At 73.2% G+C, this 18,549-nt stretch carries 16 protein-coding genes; 6 read left to right on the top strand and 10 right to left on the bottom strand.

The features are described 5' to 3' along the window. Nucleotides 1-172: 172 nt before the first annotated feature. Nucleotides 173-2,722, bottom strand: coding sequence for an alpha-glucan family phosphorylase (glgP, locus tag ABZ805_RS13445; RefSeq protein ID WP_358438877.1), 2,550 nt, complete (start codon nt 2,720-2,722; stop codon nt 173-175). A gap of 158 nt (nt 2,723-2,880) precedes the next feature. Here glgP and ABZ805_RS13440 point away from each other — a divergent pair, with 158 nt between their 5' ends. The 6 genes from ABZ805_RS13440 (at nt 2,881) to ABZ805_RS13415 (ending at nt 9,018) form a co-directional block, all read left to right on the top strand. Further along, complete coding sequence (locus ABZ805_RS13440) at nt 2,881-4,185, top strand: peptidase (protein ID WP_358438875.1); 1,305 nt, start codon at nt 2,881-2,883, stop codon at nt 4,183-4,185. Nucleotides 4,186-4,777: 592 nt separating this feature from the next. Further along, nucleotides 4,778-5,368 carry a cysteine dioxygenase family protein gene (locus ABZ805_RS13435; protein ID WP_358438872.1) on the top strand — a complete coding sequence of 197 codons (591 nt, stop codon included), beginning with the start codon at nt 4,778-4,780 and terminating at the stop codon, nt 5,366-5,368. After that, on the top strand, nt 5,365-5,820 hold the full coding sequence (locus tag ABZ805_RS13430; RefSeq protein WP_358438869.1) for a rhodanese-like domain-containing protein: 456 nt from the start codon (nt 5,365-5,367) through the stop codon (nt 5,818-5,820). The genes ABZ805_RS13435 and ABZ805_RS13430 overlap by 4 nt, the downstream gene beginning before the upstream one ends. A 219-nt stretch (nt 5,821-6,039) precedes the next feature. Then, nucleotides 6,040-6,807, top strand: coding sequence for an ABC transporter ATP-binding protein (locus ABZ805_RS13425; protein WP_358438888.1), 768 nt, complete (start codon nt 6,040-6,042; stop codon nt 6,805-6,807). Between the two features lie 143 nt (nt 6,808-6,950). Then, nucleotides 6,951-7,733: an enoyl-CoA hydratase-related protein gene (locus ABZ805_RS13420; RefSeq protein ID WP_358438866.1), complete on the top strand. Its 783-nt coding sequence runs from the start codon at nt 6,951-6,953 to the stop codon at nt 7,731-7,733. 106 nt (nt 7,734-7,839) lie between these two features. Beyond that, complete coding sequence (locus ABZ805_RS13415) at nt 7,840-9,018, top strand: class I SAM-dependent methyltransferase (RefSeq protein ID WP_358438863.1); 1,179 nt, start codon at nt 7,840-7,842, stop codon at nt 9,016-9,018. Here the strand turns inward: ABZ805_RS13415 and ABZ805_RS13410 are convergent, their stop codons facing one another. The 9 genes from ABZ805_RS13410 to ABZ805_RS13370 all read right to left on the bottom strand — a co-directional run bounded on the left by ABZ805_RS13410 (nt 9,019) and on the right by ABZ805_RS13370 (nt 18,321). Beyond that, nucleotides 9,019-9,768 carry an alpha/beta hydrolase gene (locus ABZ805_RS13410; protein ID WP_358438860.1) on the bottom strand — a complete coding sequence of 250 codons (750 nt, stop codon included), beginning with the start codon at nt 9,766-9,768 and terminating at the stop codon, nt 9,019-9,021. Between the two features lie 49 nt (nt 9,769-9,817). Beyond that, the gene (locus ABZ805_RS13405) at nt 9,818-10,135 is read right to left on the bottom strand and encodes a hypothetical protein (RefSeq protein ID WP_358438858.1); all 318 of its coding nucleotides are present in this window, start codon (nt 10,133-10,135) and stop codon (nt 9,818-9,820) included. A 32-nt stretch (nt 10,136-10,167) separates the two neighbouring features. Further along, complete coding sequence (locus ABZ805_RS13400; protein ID WP_358438855.1) at nt 10,168-11,139, bottom strand: DUF3558 family protein; 972 nt, start codon at nt 11,137-11,139, stop codon at nt 10,168-10,170. A 388-nt stretch (nt 11,140-11,527) separates the two neighbouring features. Then, nucleotides 11,528-12,199 (bottom strand): dihydroxyacetone kinase phosphoryl donor subunit DhaM, encoded by a 672-nt coding sequence (dhaM, locus tag ABZ805_RS13395; RefSeq protein ID WP_358438852.1) that lies wholly within the window; start codon nt 12,197-12,199, stop codon nt 11,528-11,530. Further along, nucleotides 12,199-12,828 (bottom strand): dihydroxyacetone kinase subunit DhaL, encoded by a 630-nt coding sequence (gene dhaL, locus ABZ805_RS13390; protein ID WP_358438849.1) that lies wholly within the window; start codon nt 12,826-12,828, stop codon nt 12,199-12,201. The genes dhaM and dhaL overlap by 1 nt, the downstream gene beginning before the upstream one ends. 17 nt (nt 12,829-12,845) lie before the next feature. Then, on the bottom strand, nt 12,846-13,841 hold the full coding sequence (dhaK, locus tag ABZ805_RS13385; RefSeq protein ID WP_358438846.1) for a dihydroxyacetone kinase subunit DhaK: 996 nt from the start codon (nt 13,839-13,841) through the stop codon (nt 12,846-12,848). A 681-nt stretch (nt 13,842-14,522) separates the two neighbouring features. After that, on the bottom strand, nt 14,523-16,037 hold the full coding sequence (locus ABZ805_RS13380; protein ID WP_358438843.1) for an aldehyde dehydrogenase family protein: 1,515 nt from the start codon (nt 16,035-16,037) through the stop codon (nt 14,523-14,525). Nucleotides 16,038-16,358: 321 nt separating this feature from the next. Then, the gene (locus ABZ805_RS13375) at nt 16,359-16,625 is read right to left on the bottom strand and encodes a hypothetical protein (protein WP_358438840.1); all 267 of its coding nucleotides are present in this window, start codon (nt 16,623-16,625) and stop codon (nt 16,359-16,361) included. A gap of 13 nt (nt 16,626-16,638) precedes the next feature. Beyond that, the gene (locus tag ABZ805_RS13370; protein ID WP_358438837.1) at nt 16,639-18,321 is read right to left on the bottom strand and encodes a sodium:solute symporter family protein; all 1,683 of its coding nucleotides are present in this window, start codon (nt 18,319-18,321) and stop codon (nt 16,639-16,641) included. Nucleotides 18,322-18,549: the final 228 nt, after the last annotated feature.

The following is an 18,549-nucleotide window of genomic DNA, read 5'->3' as shown; positions in this document are numbered from 1 at the left end:
CCGCTGAGCAGCGACCACGCACGCACCCGGCACCGCAGCAGGTTCTCAGCTGCTTCCTCGCGAGGACAGCGATTTCTCATGTGGCGGAGCCACCTGCGAAATCGATCCCGCAGCGAGGAAGCAGCTGAGGTTCCGCCACCCGACCACTACGCAGCAGAAGTGGGATGCCGGTTCAGGCCAGGACGATGCGGCCGAGCTCGGCGGGACCGGACAGCAGCGGGTGCTTCGGGAGCACGCGGACCGTGTAGCCGGCCGGACCGGCGTGCGGCAGCGTCACCGTCGCCTCGTAGTCGCCGTCCGGGCCGGGTCGCATGGACTCGGTGATGAACTCGTGCAGCTTGTCCGCGTCGTCCACCCGGCCCACCACCACCTCGACGTCCACATCGGACGGTGCCAGCCCGGCGAGGTCGACCTCCGCGCGCACCGTGATCCGCCCGCCCAGCAGCGGGGTCGCGCCGCCCGACACCGACATCCGGGTGGCACCGATCCGCACCGAACCCCACGCCGAACCGAGCCGCGCCCCGTACTCGGCGAGCTCCTTCGCGCCCCGGTGGTCGTGCTCGGTCATGGCCTGCGCCGACCGCGCCGCCGGACCGTAGTAGCGGTCCACGTACTCGCGGACCATCCGGGACGCCTGCACCCGCGGGCCGAGGGTGGCGAGGGTGTGGCGCACCATCGACATCCACTTGCCGGGGACGCCGTCGGCGCTGCGCTCGTAGAACGTGGGGGCGACACCGGTGGCGATGAGCTCGTACAGCGCGGCCGCCTCCAGGTCGTCGCGCCGGTTCTGGTCGGTGACGCCGTCGGCGTTCGGGATCGCCCACCCGTTCTCGCCGTCGAACAGCTCGTCCCACCAGCCGTCCCGCACCGACAGGTTCAGCGCGCCGTTCAGCGCCGCCTTCATCCCGGAGGTGCCGCAGGCCTCCAGCGGCCGCACCGGGGTGTTCAGCCACACGTCGCAGCCGGACACCAGGTACCGGGCCAGCGACATGTCGTAATCCGGCAGGAACACGATGCGGTGACGCACTTCGGGGTCGTCGGCGAACCGGGTGATCTGCTGGATCATCGCCTTGCCGCCCTCGTCGGCCGGGTGCGACTTCCCGGCCACCACCAGCTGCACCGGCCGTTCCGGGTCCAGCAGCAGCCGCCGCAGCCGTTCGGTGTCGCGCAGCATCAGGGTGAGCCGCTTGTAGGTCGGCACCCGGCGGGCGAAACCGATCGTGAGCACGTCCGGGTCGAACACCGAATCGCACCAGCCGAGCTCCAGGTCGGAGGCGCCGCGCTGCAACCAGGCCTGCCGCAGCCTGCGCCGCACCTCGTCCACCAGCCGCTGCCGCAGCGAACTGCGCAGCTCCCACAGCAGCGGGTCGCTCACCGGTTCCATCCCGCGCAACCCCGCCCCGCTGTCCATTTCGGACTCGCCGAGCAGCTTGCCGAGCTCCCGCGCCGACCAGGTGGGCCCGTGCACCCCGTTCGTCACCGACCCGATCGGCACCTCCTCGACGCCGAAACCGGGCCACAGCCCGCGGAACATGGTGCGCAGCACCCCGCCGTGCAGCGCCGACACCCCGTTCGCGCGCTGCGCCAGCCGCAACCCCATGTGCGCCATGTTGAACATGCCCGGCTTGTCGCCGGCGCCGAGCGCCAGCACCCGCTCCGTCGGCACCCCCGGCAGCAGCGCCTGCGAGGAACCGTCGCCGAAGTAGTGCCGCACCAGGTCCACCGGGAACCGGTCGATGCCCGCCGGAACCGGGGTGTGCGTGGTGAACACGGTGCCCGCGCGCACCGCGGCCACCGCCTCGTCGAAGTGCAGGCCCGGCGCCCCGTGCAGCTCGCGCACCCGCTCCAGGCCGAGGAAACCGGCGTGGCCCTCGTTGGTGTGGAACACCTCCGGCTCCGGGTGCCCGGTCAGCTCGCAGTAGGCGCGCAGCGCCCGCACCCCGCCGATCCCGGCGAGGATCTCCTGCCGGATGCGGTGGTCCGCGTCGCCGCCGTAGAGCCGGTCGGTGGTGCCGCGCAGGTCGTCGTCGTTGTCCGGCAGGTCCGTGTCCAGCAGCAGCAGCGGAACCCGGCCTACCTGCGCCTTCCAGATCCGGGCGCGCAGCTCCCGCCCGCCCGGCATCGCCACCCGCACCAGCAGCGGCTCGCCGGACGGTTCGGTGAGCACCTCCAGCGGCAGGCCCTTCGGGTCCTGCACCGGGTAGTGCTCCTGCTGCCAGCCCTCCGCGGACAGCGCCTGCCGGAAGTAACCGGAGCGGTAGAACAGGCCCACCCCGATCAGCGGCACCCCCAGGTCCGACGCCGACTTCAAGTGGTCGCCCGCGAGCACGCCGAGCCCGCCGGAGTAGTTCGGCAGCGCCTCGCTGACCCCGAACTCCATCGAGAAGTACGCCACCGAGGACGGCAACCCGGCGCCCTCGGCCTGCCGCTGCTGGTACCAGCGCGGCACCGTCAAGTAGTGCCGCAAGTCGTCGTGCACCGCGCGGGTGCGGGCCAGGAAGTCCTCGTCCTGGGCCAGTTCGCGCAGCCGCTCCGCGGGCACCTCCTCCAGCAGCCGCAGCGGATCGCCGCCGACCCGCGCCCACACCTGCGGATCCACCGCGGCGAACAGGTCCTGCGTCGGCGGGTGCCAGGTCCAGCGCAGGTTCGTCGCCAACGTCCCCAGCGCCGCAAGCTGCTCCGGCAGGTGTGCTCGAACGGTGAAACGGTGGACGGCTTTCACGGCGGCTGATCCCATCTCGCGGTCGGTGGAACCGGCGCGGCGTCGCACAGCTCCGACGAGTTCCGCGCCGCCCCGCTGGCGGACGCGTGCCCGCCAGTCTCGCAGCCCGCGGACGCGGCCGCGGACGGCTGATCGATCCGGAGTGCGAAGCTGGCGGGGTGCGCATCCTCCCGTCCGCCGTGCTGGCCCTCGTCCTCGGGGTCGCGGGCTGTTCGCCCGCGGCGCCGCAGCCGCGGCCCGCGCCCGCCCGGGAACCGGCGAACCGGGCCGTCGACCCGGGATTCGTGCACGGCGCCGACGGGGGCGACGCGGACCGGCTCGCCGCCACCGTCATCACCGACGTGCGGGACTTCTGGACCGCGAACCTCCCCGCCGTGGCGGGGAAGGAGTGGCACGACCTGGACGGCGGCTACTTCTCGGTGGACACCGCGCGCGGCGACGGCCGCCCGCCGCCGTGCTCGGGCACCGTGGCGAACCTGGAGGGCAACGCCTACTACTGCGCCTCGGTGGACGCCATCGCCTGGGACCGCGCCGCCCTGCTGCCGGTGCTGCGCGACCACTACGGGGACGCGGCCGTCGCCGTCGTCCTCGCCCACGAACTCGGGCACGCGGTGCAGCAGCGCACCGGAGTGGACGTCGGCGCGGGCGGCGACGCGGCGCGCACCGAAGCGGGCGCGGACTGCTACGCCGGGTCGTTCCTGCGCGCCGCCGCCGACGGGCGCACCGCGCACCTGCGGGTCTCGCCGCAGGACCTGGACGGAGCGCTGCACGCGCTGATCGTGTTCCGCGACCCGATCGGCACCGACGCCTCCGCCGGGGACGCGCACGGCAGCTCCTTCGACCGGATCACCGCGTTCCAGGACGGCTACCGCGACGGGCCCGCCCGCTGCGCCGAACCCGACGTGGAACCCGCCCCCACCGGCGACGGACCCGACGGGCCCAACGCAGCGCTGCCCGCCACGATCGACCGGACCGCGAGCACGGCCCGCGAGTTCTTCGGCGCCCGCATCGCCGCCGCGGGCCGCGCCTGGACCCCGCCGGAGGTGCGCGCCGGGAGCTGCCCCGGCGACCCCGTCGGCTACTGCGCCGACCACGGCACCATCGGCTACGACCCGGCGCGGCTCGACGAGCTGCACCGCGACGTCGGCGACCAGGCCACCGCGACGCTGCTCGCCTCCCGGTACGCGCTCGCCGCGCTCGGCCCGCTCGGACTGCCCACGACCGGACCGGCCGCGGGGACGGCGATCAGCTGCCTCACCGGGGCCTACACCGCCGCCGAACGCGTGTCCGCGGGCGATCTGGACGAAGCCGTCGAATCGCTGCTGGTCACCGACGCGGTCTCCCGCGACGCCACCTCTCGCGACGCGGCCTCCCGCGACGCCGACGGCGGGCGGCTCACCGGCGCGCAGCGCGCCGACGCGTTCCGGGACGGGCTGCTGCACGGCCCGGACCGCTGCGGCTGAACGCCGGGCCGCCGGAACGACCGGGCACGGGGTCGGGGGCACCGGCGGACCGGAGCACCACGGTCCGGCCCCGACAGGCCGGAGCACCTGAATCGGGCACCGGCGGACCGGGGCACCCAGAATCCGGGCACCGGCGGACCAGGACACCGGCGGACCGGAACACCGAGATCGGGACACCGGGCTCGGGGACACCGGGCTCGGGGACACCGGGCTCGGGGACACCGGCCTCGCGGGCACGCGGATCGACGGCCCGGACCGATCGCAGCGGGTGATCACCGCGGCCGCACCGGCACCGCCCGGCCGGCGCCCACATCGTGGGAGGACTCGGCCGGGGTATGGCCGAGAACCCCGGTGACGTGCCACGATCCCGACGTGCCGGATTCGCTGCTGACTCGTGATCGCGTGATCGACCTGTTCCTGGTCGTCACTTCCGCCTGTCACTGACCGCAACTCCCCGTGGACCCGCTCGGGTCGACGGCGCGGCACCACCTGAACCCCGGACCCGCCCGCCCTGCCGCGGACGCACGCGGTCCGGCTCCCGCCGATCGGCCCGTTCCCGATTCAGCTCGCGAACGAAGGAACGGAAACACCCATGTCCGCACCCACGCACATCTCGCAGTACACCCCCACCGAGGAGATCCCCGAACTCGGCGCGTTCGAGCTGCACCCCGCGCTCGACCTGCCGCTGCTGCGGGACTGGATCCGGCCGGACCACGACCTGTGGACGCCGAAGGAGCTGCGCGACCTCACCACGCTGGCCATCACCGAGCTCACCGGCTCGCTGCTGGACCTCGTCGAAGTGCACGACGAGGAGCGCTGGTGGGCACGGCTCGGCCTCACCGCGGGCGTCGAGCTGTGGCTGCTGTCCTGGGCGCCCGGCCAGGGCACCCACCCGCACGACCACGGCGGCGCGTCCGGCTCGTTCGCCGTGCTGTTCGGCGAGGTCCGCGAGGACTACCGCTACCCGTCCGGCCCGATCCGCACCGCGCAGCACGGCACCGGCGCCTCCATCGGCTTCGGCGCGGGCCGCGCGCACCAGGTGCGCAACACCGGCGCGGTGAACGCGGCGAGCGTGCACGCCTACTCGCCGCCGCTGCTGCCGGTGCGGCACTACTCCGACCTGACCGACGTGCCGCCCGTCGCGCCGCAGCCGGCGGGCCCGATCCGGACGGCAACCCGATGAGCGAGGTCACCGTGCCCCAGCAACGCACCCACCCCGACGACGCCCCCGGCTTCGGCCCGTACGGCATCGAGCACCTGCTCGGCGACGCCCGCGGCGAACTGGACCGGGTCGACCCGCAGCGGGCGGCGGAGCTCCAGCGCGACGGCGCCCTGCTGATCGACATCCGCCCGCAGGCGAACCGGCTCGCCGAAGGCGAGATCCCCGGCGCGCTCACCGTGGAACGCATCGTCCTGGAATGGCGGCTGGACCCGTCCAGCCCGCACCGGCTCGACGGCCTGCGCGTCGACCAGCCGGTGATCCTGGTCTGCAACGAGGGCTACGCGTCCAGCCTCGCCGCCGCGCAGGCCCGCGAGCTCGGCCTCGGCCGGGCCACCGACCTGGTCGGCGGTTTCCGGGCCTGGGCGGCCGCCGGGCTGCCCGTCGTCGAAGGCGGCCGCGCACCCGTCGGCTGAGCACCCTGGTGAACGGACCGTTCGCCCGATCCCGCGGGACGAACGGTCCGTTCGCGCGGCCGCAGGTCGGCCCCGCCGCAAGCGCGTGGTGCGGGACCGGAAGAATGAGGTCCCGGAGGGGATCCGCCGGTGATCGCAGGCGGTCAGAACGCGCCCGGAACCGTGCGCAGAGCGGCCGGCAACGGCTGGGAGGTGGACGTGGACGACCTGGTCATCCGGATGGACGGTGTCGGAGTCCGGCGCGGCGGGAACGCGCTGCTGTCCGACGTGAACTGGTCGGTGGAACTCGACGAGCGCTGGGTGGTGCTCGGCCCGAACGGCGCGGGCAAGACCACGCTGCTCCGGCTCGCCGCCGCCGAACTGCACCCGTCGGACGGCACCGTGGACGTGCTCGGCGAACGCATGGGCCGCGTCAACGTCTTCGAGCTGCGCCCGCGCATCGGCCTCACCTCGGCCTCGCTCGGCTCCCGCGTGCCCGGCGACGAGCTCGTGCGGGACGTCGTCGTCAGCGCCGGCTACTCGGTCCTCGGCCGGTGGCGCGAGGAGTACGACGACATGGACACCGACCGGGCCGCGGAACTGCTGGAGCTGCTCGGCGTCGCGCACCTCGCGGACCGCGCGTTCGGCACCCTGTCCGACGGGGAGCGCAAGCGCACCCTGATCTCCCGCGCGCTGATGACCGACCCGGAGCTGCTGCTGCTGGACGAACCGGCCGCCGGGCTGGACCTCGGGGGCCGCGAAGACCTGGTGGCGCGGCTGTCCGCACTCGCCCTCGACCCCGACGCGCCCGCTTCGGTGCTGGTCACCCACCACGTCGAGGAGATCCCGCCCGGGTTCACCCACGGGCTGCTGCTGCGCGACGGCATGATCGTGGCGCAGGGGATGCTGGACGACGTGCTCACCGAGGACAACCTGGCGAAGACCTTCGACCAGGACCTGGAGCTGCAGCGCAGCGGCGACCGCTTCTTCGCCCGCAGGCGCGCCTGACCGCACCCGCGAACCGGGCCCCGCTCCCAGCCGGAGCGGGGCCCGTCGCGTCTCGGACCCGCCGTGAGATCAGCGCCACTGACGGTGCCCGCCGCGCGGGATAGCCTGCGGGCAAGCAGCGGTTTCGACGAGGAGGTTGCGGCGTGGGCGAGTTCGTCAGGCTCGAAGTGGAAGGCGGCATCGGCACGATCCGGCTGGACCGGCCGCCGATGAACGCGCTGAACCGGCAGATCGAGCAGGAGCTGAAGGACGTGGCCGCCGAGGCCGCCACGCACCCCGACGTGCGCGCGGTGATCGTCTACGGCGGCGAGAAGGTCCTCGCCGCGGGTGCCGACATCAAGGAGATGGCCGGCATGTCCTACGCGGACATGGCGGGCAAGGAAGCCGACGGCCTGTCCGCGGCGATGAGCGCCGTCGCCGCCATCCCGAAGCCGACCGTCGCCGCCATCACCGGCTACGCCCTCGGCGGCGGGTTCGAACTGGCGCTGAGCTGCGACCGGCGCATCGCGGGCGAGGGCGCGAAGGTCGGCCAGCCGGAGATCCTGCTCGGCGTCATCCCCGGCGCAGGCGGCACCCAGCGGCTCGCCCGCCTCGTCGGCCCGAGCAAGGCGAAGGACATCATCTTCTCCGGCCGGTTCGTGAAGGCACCCGAAGCGCTCGAACTCGGTCTCGTCGACGAGGTCGTCCCGGGCGACGAGGTGTACGCGGCCGCGCGGAAGTGGGCCGAGCAGTTCGCGAACGGCCCGGTGCACGCGCTCGCCGCCGCCAAGGCCGCCATCGACGGCGGCCTCGACGTGGACCTGGCCAGCGGGCTGCGGCTGGAGACGCAGATCTTCGCCGGTCTGTTCGCCACCGAGGACCAGAAGATCGGCATGCGCTCGTTCGTCGAGAACGGGCCGGGCAAGGCCGAGTTCACCGGCCGCTGATCGGCACACCCCCGTCGCACGCCCCGCTCGCCCTCCCCGGCGGGCGGGGCGTTCGCGCGGACTAGAGTGCTGCGCGTCCGAGCAGCGCGTGGCAGGGAGATCCGGAGTGGCGTACGCCTTCGACCTGGACGACGTGGCGTTCCTGCGCTCCCCCGCCGGGGTCGAGGCCGTCGCCGCGCTGTCCGGGCGGCCGCTGACCACCGGCTCCCGGCTCGCCGACGTCGCCGCCGCCCGCGCCGCCGCGGGCCCGCGGTTCGCGGCCGCCGCGCTGGAGACCGCGGTGCTGCGCGGCAAGGCCGCGGCGAAGCTCGACGGCACCGCGGACTGGTTGTTCACCGGCGACGCGCTGCAGCAGGCCACCACCACCGCCGTCGCCCGGCACCGCGCCCGCCGCCTCGCCGGGCGGGACGTGCACGACGTGACCTGCTCGATCGGCGCGGACCTGCGGGAGATCGCCCGCGTCGCCGACCGCTGCCTCGGTTCCGACCTCGACGAGGTGCGGCTCGCGATGGCCCGGCACAACCTCGCCGCCGACGGAACCCCCGCCGGATTCGTGCGCGCCGACGCGCTGCGCCCCACCAGCACCGGCACCGCGATCACCGCGGACCCGGCGCGCCGCGACGGCAGCGGGCGCCGCCGCTGGAACCCCGCCGACCTGGTGCCGCCGCTCGACGAACTGCTCGACGTCCACTCCGGACGCGACCTCGTCGTGAAGTGCGCGCCCGGCCTGGACTTCGACGCCGTGCCCGCGCACGCCGAAGTGGAGATCGTGTCGCTCGCCGGGCAGGTGCGGGAAGCCGCGGTGTGGCTCGGCGGGCTCGCCGACCCCGACGTGCGGCGGCGCGCCACCGTGCTGCGCGCCGACGGCACCCGCGACGAGCTCACCGACCGCGAACCGGACGACTGCCCCACCCGCGACGCCGGGCCGTGGCTCGTCGACCCGGACGGGGCGGTGGTGCGCGCCGGACTGGTGCGGCACTACGCGGCGCGGCACGGGCTCGGGCAGCTCGACCCGCGCATCGCCTACCTCACCGGGGACGCGCCGCCGCCCGGCATCCGCGCGTTCCGGGTCCTCGACCACGGCAAGTACTCCGAGAAGGCGCTGCGGGCGCTGCTGCGCGCGCACGACGTCGGACGGCTGGAGATCATGACCCGCGGGGTGGACGTCGATCCGGACGCGCTGCGGCGCAGGCTCAAACCGCGCGGCGGCGCCGAAGCCACCGCGGTGCTCACCCGGGTCGGCAGCACCCCGCACGCCTACCTGTGCCGCGCGGAACGCACCTGATCACTGCCCGACGATGGTGACCTGGCGCGTCTCGTGCGGACCGTCCCAGGTGCGGGGCAGCGGCGTGGTGACCTCCGGCGCGACGATGTCCACGATCGCGTCCAGCGCCGCCTCCGCCTTGCCCACCCACAGGTGCTTGGTGTCGTCGAACCCGTGCACCCGGGCCTGCGGGATCGCGGCGAACCGCTCCCGCGCCTCCGGCGGGCGCAGGTAGTCGTCGAACTCCGGCACCAGCGCGTGCACCGGCTTCCCGGAGTCGCCCCAGGCCCGCAGGTCGTCCTCGGTGCTCCAGCGCAGCGGCGGCGAGATCAGGATCGCGCCGCGCACCAGCGGATCCAGCCCGTGCACCAAGGTCAGGTCGGTGCCGAACGACCAGCCGACCAGCCACACGTCCGGCAGGTCGTGGAACTCGGCGTACTCCAGGGCGGCGGCCACGTCGAACCGCTCCGCACCACCCGAGTCGAACTCGCCCTCGCTGCGGCCCGCCTCGCTGGCCGTGCCCCGCGTGTTGAACCGCAGCACCGCCAGGTCGGCCAGCGCGGGCAGCCGGAACGCCGCCTTGCGGAACAGGTGCGAATCCATCATGCCGCCGTGCGTGGGCAGCGGGTGCAGGCACACCAGGGTGGCCCGCGGCGCGCCGCTCTCCGGCAGCGCCAGCTCACCGATCAACCGCAGCTCGTCCGCGGTGTGCAAGGTGATCTGCTCCCGCTTCGCGGGCAGCGCGGTGTTGGCGCGGATCTCGGTGCTCATCCCCGCGATCCTCCCACGCGAGCCGGGTGCGATCGCTGTGAGCTTCCAGTCAGGACCAGCGCCGCGTCGGGCCCCGCCGGGCCCTCGCCTGCCAGCAGGAGCTGTGCCAATGCCTGCGGTCCGCCACATCGCCCTGCTCGTCCGCGGGCCACGCCACGACGTGCCCCACGCCCGGCCGCACCTCGTGGTCGCAGCCGGGGCAGCGGTAGGTCTTGGTGGCCTGCGCCGCGGGCACCGTGCGCACCACCCACTCGCCGTCCGGGCCTTCCTCCACCCTGGACCAGCCGAAACCGGCGCCCAGCGGGCGCGGGGACGAACTCCCCCGCTGGCCACCGGTGGGACGTTGTTGGCGGTTGCGGCGCGGCACGCCCCACACCGTAACCGCCCGCGCCGCAGGCGTTAGACCGGCGGCAGCGCCGGCCAAGCGCGCTCCGCGAGCCCCCGCGCGAACTCGCAGGCGTCCAGCCCGTCGCCGTCCGGGTAGGCGACGACGAGCATCGCCACCTCCACCTGATCGGCGCCGGGCGGACCGAACGGGACGTGCCCCGTCTCCGCCGAGCACAGCGGCGTCGACGGGTCGCCACCGACGACGCTCGTCACGGTGCGGCGACCCGCGATCTGCTCCTCCACCGCCGTGGCGTGCAGCACCTCCGGCGGAGCACCGGCCGTGTGCACCAGCTGCACCCGCGGCGCCGTCGCGTCGTCCGGGCCCCACTGGCAGCGGTGGCCGCCCGGCGCCGCCACCGGTTCGGCCTCCTCCAGCCCCGGAACCTGCCGCACCACATCGGTCGGCAGCACCCGGCACGGATCGAGCAGCGCCAGCGAATTCGGCGGGTACGCGCGGTGTTCGACCCGGTGCTCGCGGAGCGCGGTCGCGGCCTGCTCCGCCCCCGCCTGCGCCATCCCGCACAGCTCGACGCCCGGGCCACCGGCGAGCTGGTCGGCGCTCACCAGCACCGACCGGTCCCCCAGCAGCACCCGCCGGGTGCAGTGGCCCGGCAGCGGCGCCTCCTGCGCGATGCGCGGCACCGCCTCGCCCACCACCGGATCGGACCGGCCGGGAGGTTCGGGGGCGAGCTCGCCGACCTTCACCTGCGCGAAGGCACCGTCGTTCGTGCGCACCCGCAGCAGGCAGTAGTCCAACGACACGGTCCCCGCATCGCGCACCTCGCCGAAGCGCGCCAGCGCGGCGTCATCGACCAGCGAACACGGGTCGACGGTGCGGGGATCACCGAGCGCCGCCGCGCGGTCCGCCGCATCGCGATCCGACGCGGGAGCGGGCGACCGCTGCGCGCCTGCGCTGCATCCCGCGGCCAGCACCAGCGACAGCAGCAACACCGGCAGGCCTCGGAACCACGAACGAGACGGCATCGCCTCACCCTAACCGGCCGCCCCACCGCCCCCGCGGCTTCGGGGTCGGGTGGTGGACCCTCGGCTGCTTCCGCCCCCGAGGAATCATCGTCACGACCGTCTCCGCCACCGGAGAAACCACCGCCTTCGCGAGGCAGCAGCCGGGAACCGCGAGGGCCACCGCATGCGTGCTCGCCGCTGCACTTGCGCGAGTCGCGTCCTTTTCCTGTCAGCGGCGAAGCCGCTGAGCCGCCGACCACCCGAGCAACTCGCACCGCCGCGGGTTCTCAGCTGGTTCCTCGCGAGGACAGCGATTTCTCATGTGGCGGAGCCACCTGTGAAATCGATCCCGCAGCGAGGGACCAGCTGAGGTTCCGCCCCCGCCCCGAAGAGCAGAACGAGCCAAGCCTCAATCGCCGAAGTTGGTGCTCACCAGGTCTCGGATCCTGCGCATCGCTTCACCCGCATCGGGGCCCGCGGCGACGAGGGTGACCCGGTCGCCCTTGCGGGCGCCGAGGCCCATCAGGCCCAGCACGCTCGCCGCGTCGGCCTCCGCGTCGTCGAGCCGCACCCGCACGTCCGCCTGCAGCCCGGTGAGGCTGCGGGCCAGCAGCGCGGCCGGACGGGCGTGCAACCCGACCTCGTTGTGCAGCTCCAGCTCCTCGGTGATCGTCTCCCCGGCGGGGGCGGGCTGCTCGATGTCGGACCCGACCCCGGCGGCGACCGCGGCGCGCGCCACCGCGTCCAGGTCCTTGCCGCCCTGCGCCTCGACCGCGGCGGCCACCGCGCCCTCCACCAGCGGCGCGTCCGCGACGATCGCCGTGTCCGGGTCGCCGAGCGATTCCACCGCGAGCTCCGCCGTCATCTGCGCGCTGCCCAGGTCGTAGAGCAGCACCACGCCCGAGCCGGAGTCGGCGTCGGACAGCGCGGCCGACACCTTGTCGAAGTCGGTGCCCAGATCACCCCCGGCCAGCCCGCCCGCGGGCACCACCGCCACCTCCGGCGCCATCTGCGCGGCGAGCTCGGCGACTCCCGCGGCGAGCCGCTCGCTGTGCGACACGATGACCAGACCGACACCCATCACGACCTCGATTCGGCGAACGCGGACAACAGCAGTGCGGTCGAGCGCGCGCCGGGATCCACATGCCCCGCGCTGCGCTCTCCCAGGTAGGACGCCCGGCCCTTGCGGGCGACGAGCGGTTCGGTGGACGCCGCCCCGGTGTGCGCGGCGGCCGCGGCCACCGCCAGCACCCGTTCCGAGCCGGCCCCTTCGGCGGCGGCGGCCGTCGCCGCGTCGACCGCGGGAACCAGCGCGTCCACCATCGTCTTGTCCCCCGGTTCGGCCTTGCCGCGGGCCACCACGCCCTCCAGACCGGCCTGCAACGCCGACACGAGCGCCATCTCGTCCAGCTCGGCCGCGTCGCCCACCGCCGAGGCCGCCCGCAGGAACGCCGTGCCGTACAGCGGGCCGGACGCCCCGCCGACGGTGGAGATCAACGTGGTGGCGACCTGCTTGAGCACCGCCCCCGGCGTCTCCGGCGCCGCCGTGTCCAGCTTCGACACGACCGCGCGGAACCCGCGGTCCATGTTCTCGCCGTGGTCCGCGTCGCCGATCACCCGGTCCAGCTCCACCAGCTCGTCCCGGTGTTCGGCGACCACCGCCGCGCCCGCCCGCAGTGCGGCGATCACGTCCTGTGCCGTGCAACCCATCAGTTCACCCGTCCTCGTCACCAGTGCAGTGCAGCCGTGCGCACCGGGTCGTCCCACAGTTCGGTGAGCTCGTCGTCCAGCTTCAGCAACGTCAGGCTCATGCCCTGCATGTCCAGGCTCGTCGTGTACGGGCCGACCAGCCTGCGGCGCACCCGCACGCCCCGTTCCGCCAGCAGCCGCTCCGCGACGCCGTGCGCCAGGTACAGCTCGATCAGCGGCGTCGTGCCCATCGAGTTCGTGAACAGCAGCACCTCGTCGCCCGCCTCGAACGGCAGGTCCGCCAAGATCGGCTCCAGCAGCCTCGCGACCAGGCCGTCGGCGTTCTCCAGCGGGATGCGCTCCCGGCCCGGCTCCCCGTGGATGCCGATGCCGATCTCCACCTCGTCGTCGACGAGCGTGAAGCTCGGCGTGCCCGCGTGCGGGACCGTCGGACCGGTCAACGCCACGCCCATCGACCGCACCCGGCCCACCACGCGCCGGGCGATCGCCTCGCACCCGGCCAGGTCCACGCCGCGTTCCACCGCCGCGCCGACGATCTTCTCCACCAGCACGGTGCCGCCCACGCCGCGCCGGCCCGCGGTGTGCGTCGAGTCCTTCACCGCCACGTCGTCGTCGACGATCACCGCGCGGACATCGGTGCCCTCCAGGCCCGCGAGCTCCGCCGCCGTCTCGAAGTTCAGCACGTCGCCCGTGTAGTTCTTCACCAGCAGCAGCGCGCCCGCGCCCGCCTCCGCCTCGGCGATCGCCGCCTGCACCGCGTCCGGCGTCGGCGAGGTGAACACCGCGCCCGGCACGGCCGCCGTGAGCATGCCCGGACCGACGAACCCGCCGTGCAGCGGCTCGTGGCCCGAACCTCCGCCGGAGATCAACGCGACCCGGCCCGCCTGCGGCGCGTCCGCGCGCACGATCAACGCCGGGTCGGTGCGCACCCGCAGCAGCTCCGGGTGCGCGGCGGCCATGCCGCGCAGCGCATCGCCGACCACCGCCGCCGGATCGTTGATGATCTTCTTCACCGTTGGTCTCCTCGCCGCCGGATCGCGACCGCGGCGCCGCCTGGCCGACGACCGGTCTCGCTGGAACGTTCGGGCGACCCGACCGGATGCGCCCGGAGCAGCCGCCTCCGCACAATCCTCACCCCCACCGGGGCCGCGCGGCACCTCTCGGCCCGCCCGCGGCGCGCAGTCGATCACCCGAGCGGGCAGGTTACGCGGCGTGCCCCCGCAGCACACCGACCACCGCCGGTGCGGACAAGGGAACTCCGCCGTCGCGAAACGAGCGGAAAGGAACCTTCCGGTCACCGGGAACCGCCCGGCCCCGGTGCGAGGAAGGGACCCTTTCGGTCACGGACGACGTCAAGGGAACCGTCCTGCCACCCGCGCGAGCAAGGGAACCTTCCGGTCACGGACGAGGCGGGGCCGCTGCTGCGCGCGAGCAAGGGAACCTTCCGGTCACGGCGGAGCACGGACCTCGACGCCCGCAGCCGCCACGGCGGAAGGCATCCACCGGTGCGAGGAAGGGAACCTTCCGGTCACCGCTGCGCAGAAGGGAACCTTCCGGTCACTGGTACGAGGAAGGGAACCTTCCGGTCAGCTGAGCGCGCAGCGGTGCCGTCGGGCCTGGTCAGTCCGGATCGTCCGGCGCGGCAAGGAGACCTCCCGGTCACCACGCGGTGACCGGAAGGCGCCCTCGTCCGGTCAGCGCCCGCGGGTGAGGCGGATCAGCCGCACGACCGCGCGCACCGTGCCCTTGGAGCGGGCGAAGGTCATCGGGTTCAGCGGGATGCGGAACTTGGTGCGGGTCATCGACTGCGGCCGGGCGAACTCGCGCAGTCCGTCCTCGCCGTGGATGCGCCCGAACCCGGAGTCACCGACGCCGCCGAACGGCAGCGCGGGCACCGCGGCGAACGCGATGACCGAGTTGACCGCGACCATCCCGGCCCGCAGCTTCCGCCCGAGCTCGACCCCGCGGGAGCGCGAGAAGACGGTCCCGCCGAGGCCGTAGTCGCCCTGGTTGGCGAGCTCGACGCCTTCGTCCGCGTCGCGCACGCGTTCCACCACGAGGGTGGGGCCGAAGGTCTCGTCGACCGCCGCCGCGGAGCCGGCCGGGACGTCGACGAGCACCACCGGTTCGACGAACGGGGGCCGCACCGAGTCCTTGCCGCCGACGACGGCCCGCGCTCCCCCGTCGAGCGCCTCGTCGACGTGCCTGCGGATCACCTCGACCTGGGAGGGCATGGTGATCGGCCCGAGGTCGGCGCCGGGCTCCCCGCCCGGCCGGAGCTTCTTGGCGCGTTCGGCGACGAGTTCGAGGAACCGGTCTGCGACCGCCTCCACCACGAACACCCGCTCCACGCCGATGCAGGTCTGCCCGGCGTTGGACATGCCGCCCCAGACGGCGGCTTCGGCGGCGGCCTTGAGGTCGGCGTCGGAGTCGACGATGAGCGCGTCCTTGCCGCCGCACTCGACCAGCACCGGGGTCAGCGTCTCCGAACAGGCCGCCATCACGCGCTTGCCGGTGGCGGTGGAGCCGGTGAACGCCACCTTGTCCACGCCGGAGGCGCACAGCGCGGCACCGGTGTCGCCGAAGCCGGTGGTGAGGGCGAGCACGGGGTGCTCGGGTACGACCTCGGCGAAGCTGTCCACCAGCCAGCGGCCGACGCCGGGGGTGAGTTCGCTGGGCTTGAACACCACCGAGTTGCCCGCCGCGAGCGCGTAGGCGATCGATCCCATCGGTGTGAACGCCGGGTAGTTCCACGGGCCGATGACGCCGACGACGCCGAACGGAACGTATTCGACGGTGGCGGCCTGGTTGGCCATCAGCACGCCGGAGCCGACCTTGCGGCGCCGCAGCACCTTCTCGGCCTTGTTCGCCGCCCAGTGCAGGTGGTCGATCACCAGCACCAGTTCGAGCCGGGCGTCGTCGAGCGGTTTGCCGGTCTCGGAACAGATCACCCCGGCGAGCTCGTCGATGCCGCGCACCAGCAGCGCGCGCCACTGGTCGAGTCGTTTCTTCCGCTCCGCGAAGCCGAGTTCCGCCCACCACCGCCCGGCGACCCGGGCGGATTCGACGATCTCGTTGACCTCGGTGGCGTCGTGCAGCGGGTACCGGCCCACGACTTCGCCGGTACGCGGGTCGAGCGAGTCGAACGTGGTCTGCGCTGAGCTCGCTGCGGCCATCGGCTCGGCCTCGCCGCTGGCGGTCCGGGTCATGTGCTGCCTCCCACCGTGTCAATGGTCGTTGTGAATCGGCAGCCTACGGAAATCCCGCGCTCAGCGGCAGGTTCTGCGGACGAATGCCGGGTTCGCATGTGAACGGCGCGAAGTCCTGGCCCGGCCGGACGGTCGCCCCGACCCGCCGCCGGTCCGCCGCGCACCGGCGGCGCGGCAGGGGCTCGGCAGAGCGCGGAACCGGGCCGCGCCGCCAGCCCGGGGCGTGCGAAAGCGGCGCCGCCGACCAGGCCGAAGGCCGTGGGTCGACGACGCCGCGTGCGGGCCGGTGCTCCGGCCGGAGAAAGGGCCGGAGCGTCCCGGTCAGTGCTCGGTCGCGGGCTCCTCCGCGACGTCCGCAGGCACCACGATGGGCCGCAACCGGACCCACAGGGCGAACAGGACGGCGAACACGAGCATGCCGACCCCGCTCCAGAGGTTGATGTTCATGCCCGCGGCCTTCGCCACGTCTTCGGGGCTCGCGGTGGCCCCGAGCACGGTGAGCACCAAGCCGTACAGGAAGAACAGCACGGCGATGATCAATCGGATGTCGAAGGCGCCCGCGGTGCGCTTGCTTGTCTCAGTGGCCATGGGGTTCCTCCGGTCAGCCGAAGACGATGTTGAGCACGATGGTGATCACCAGGACGATGCCCGCCATCAGGCCGGGCTTGCGGTACCAGCCCGCGTCCTCGCCCGAAGTGGAGGCCTGCAGCTTGGTGCGCGGCGTGAGCGAGTACACCAGGCCGACCAGTTCCGCTTCCGGCTTCGGCCGCGTCACCAGGCTGACCACCACGCTGACCACGATGTCGACCACGAACGCGGCACCGGCGCCGACGAAGCTCGCGCCCTGGCCCGGCAGGTCCAGCACGCCGACCTCGGAGAGGCCGAACACCGCGATGGCGGAGACGGTACCCAGCACCAGACCGAGCCAACCGGCGGTCGGGGTCATCCGCTTCCAGAACATGCCGAGGATGAACGTGGCGAACAGCGGCGCGTTGAAGAACGAGAACAGCTGCTGCAGGTAGTCCATCAGGTTGGAGTACCCGGAGGCGATGAACGCGGTGCCGACGGCGATCACGGTGGCGCCGACGGTGACCCAGCGGCCCATCTTCAGGTAGTACTGGTCCGGCCGGTCCTTGGCGATGTACGCCTGCCAGATGTCGTAGGTGAACACCGTGTTGAACGAGCTCAGGTTCGCCGCCATGCCGGCCATGAACGAGGCGAGCAGACCGGCCAGCGCCACGCCGAGGATGCCGTTGGGCAGCAGGTCGCGCATCAGCAGCAGGATCGCGTCGTTGTAGTCCACGCTGCCGGTCTCGGTCGCCTTGTAGGCGACGAGCTCCTGCACCGCCACGCCCGCGATCATGCCGGGGATGATGACGATGAACGGGATCAGCAGCTTGGGGAAGGCGCCGATGATCGGCGTGCGCTGGGCCGCGGACATGCTCTTGGACGCCATCGCCCGCTGCACCTCGACGAAGTTCGTCGTCCAGTAGCCGAAGGCGAGCACGAAGCCGAGGCCGAACACGATGCCCAGCACGCTCAGGAAGCTGTTGGTGAAGCCGGTGAGCTCGGTGCCCGGCCACGCCGAGAGCTGCTCGGCCCCGCCGGGGCTGGCGCTGATCTTCTCGACCAGGCCGTCCCAGCCGCCGACCTTGTGCAGGCCGACCAGGGTCAGCGGCAGCAGCGCCGCGACGATCACGAAGAACTGCAGCACCTCGTTGTAGATCGCCGCCGACAGCCCGCCGAGCGCGGTGTAGGTGAGCACGATCGCGGCGGCCGCCAGCACGGAGACCCACAGCGGCCAGCCCAGCAGCACGTTCACGATGCTGGCCAGCAGGTACAGGTTGACGCCCGCGATGAGCACCTGGGCGACGGCGAAGCTGATGCCGTTGACCAGGTGGGCCGGCTTCCCGAACCGCCGCAGCATGAATTCGGGGACGCTGCGGACCTTCGAGCCGTAGTAGAACGGCATCATCACGATGCCGAGGAACAGCATCGCGGGGACCGCACCGACCCAGAAGTAGTGCATGGTCGGCATGCCGTACTCGGCGCCGTTCGCCGACATGCCGATGATCTCGATCGCGCCCAGGTTCGCCGCGATGAAGGCCAACCCCGTCACCCACGCGGGCAAGGCACGCCCGGACAAGAAGAAGTCCAAGCTCGTGGAAACCGAGCGCCGGGCGAGATAGCCGATGCCGAGCACGAACGCGAAGTACAGCGCGAGCAGCACGTAGTCGACCGCGCTGGCATCGAGCCGCAACTCTTCTTGGGCTAGCACGTTCACGGCCACCCCACCTCCAGACCCAACAAAGTCCAACGATAATCACCACCCGATCGGCGGCAGACGGACACTACCGCACAGTGGGACCACTCACACTGGACCGATACCAATTCGTTGAGCGTCACCTTTCGGGGGTATCGACACTCCCCCGAGCAGCGGAAACATCACGGACAGTCAGCCGCCGGACCAGCACTCGACAACCACCACGAACCGACGCCGATCCGACGCGGA

The organism is Saccharopolyspora sp. NPDC047091 (genome assembly GCF_040643635.1).
Lineage (GTDB): Bacteria > Actinomycetota > Actinomycetes > Mycobacteriales > Pseudonocardiaceae > Saccharopolyspora_C.
This window is presented reverse-complemented; position numbering and strand designations above follow the sequence as displayed.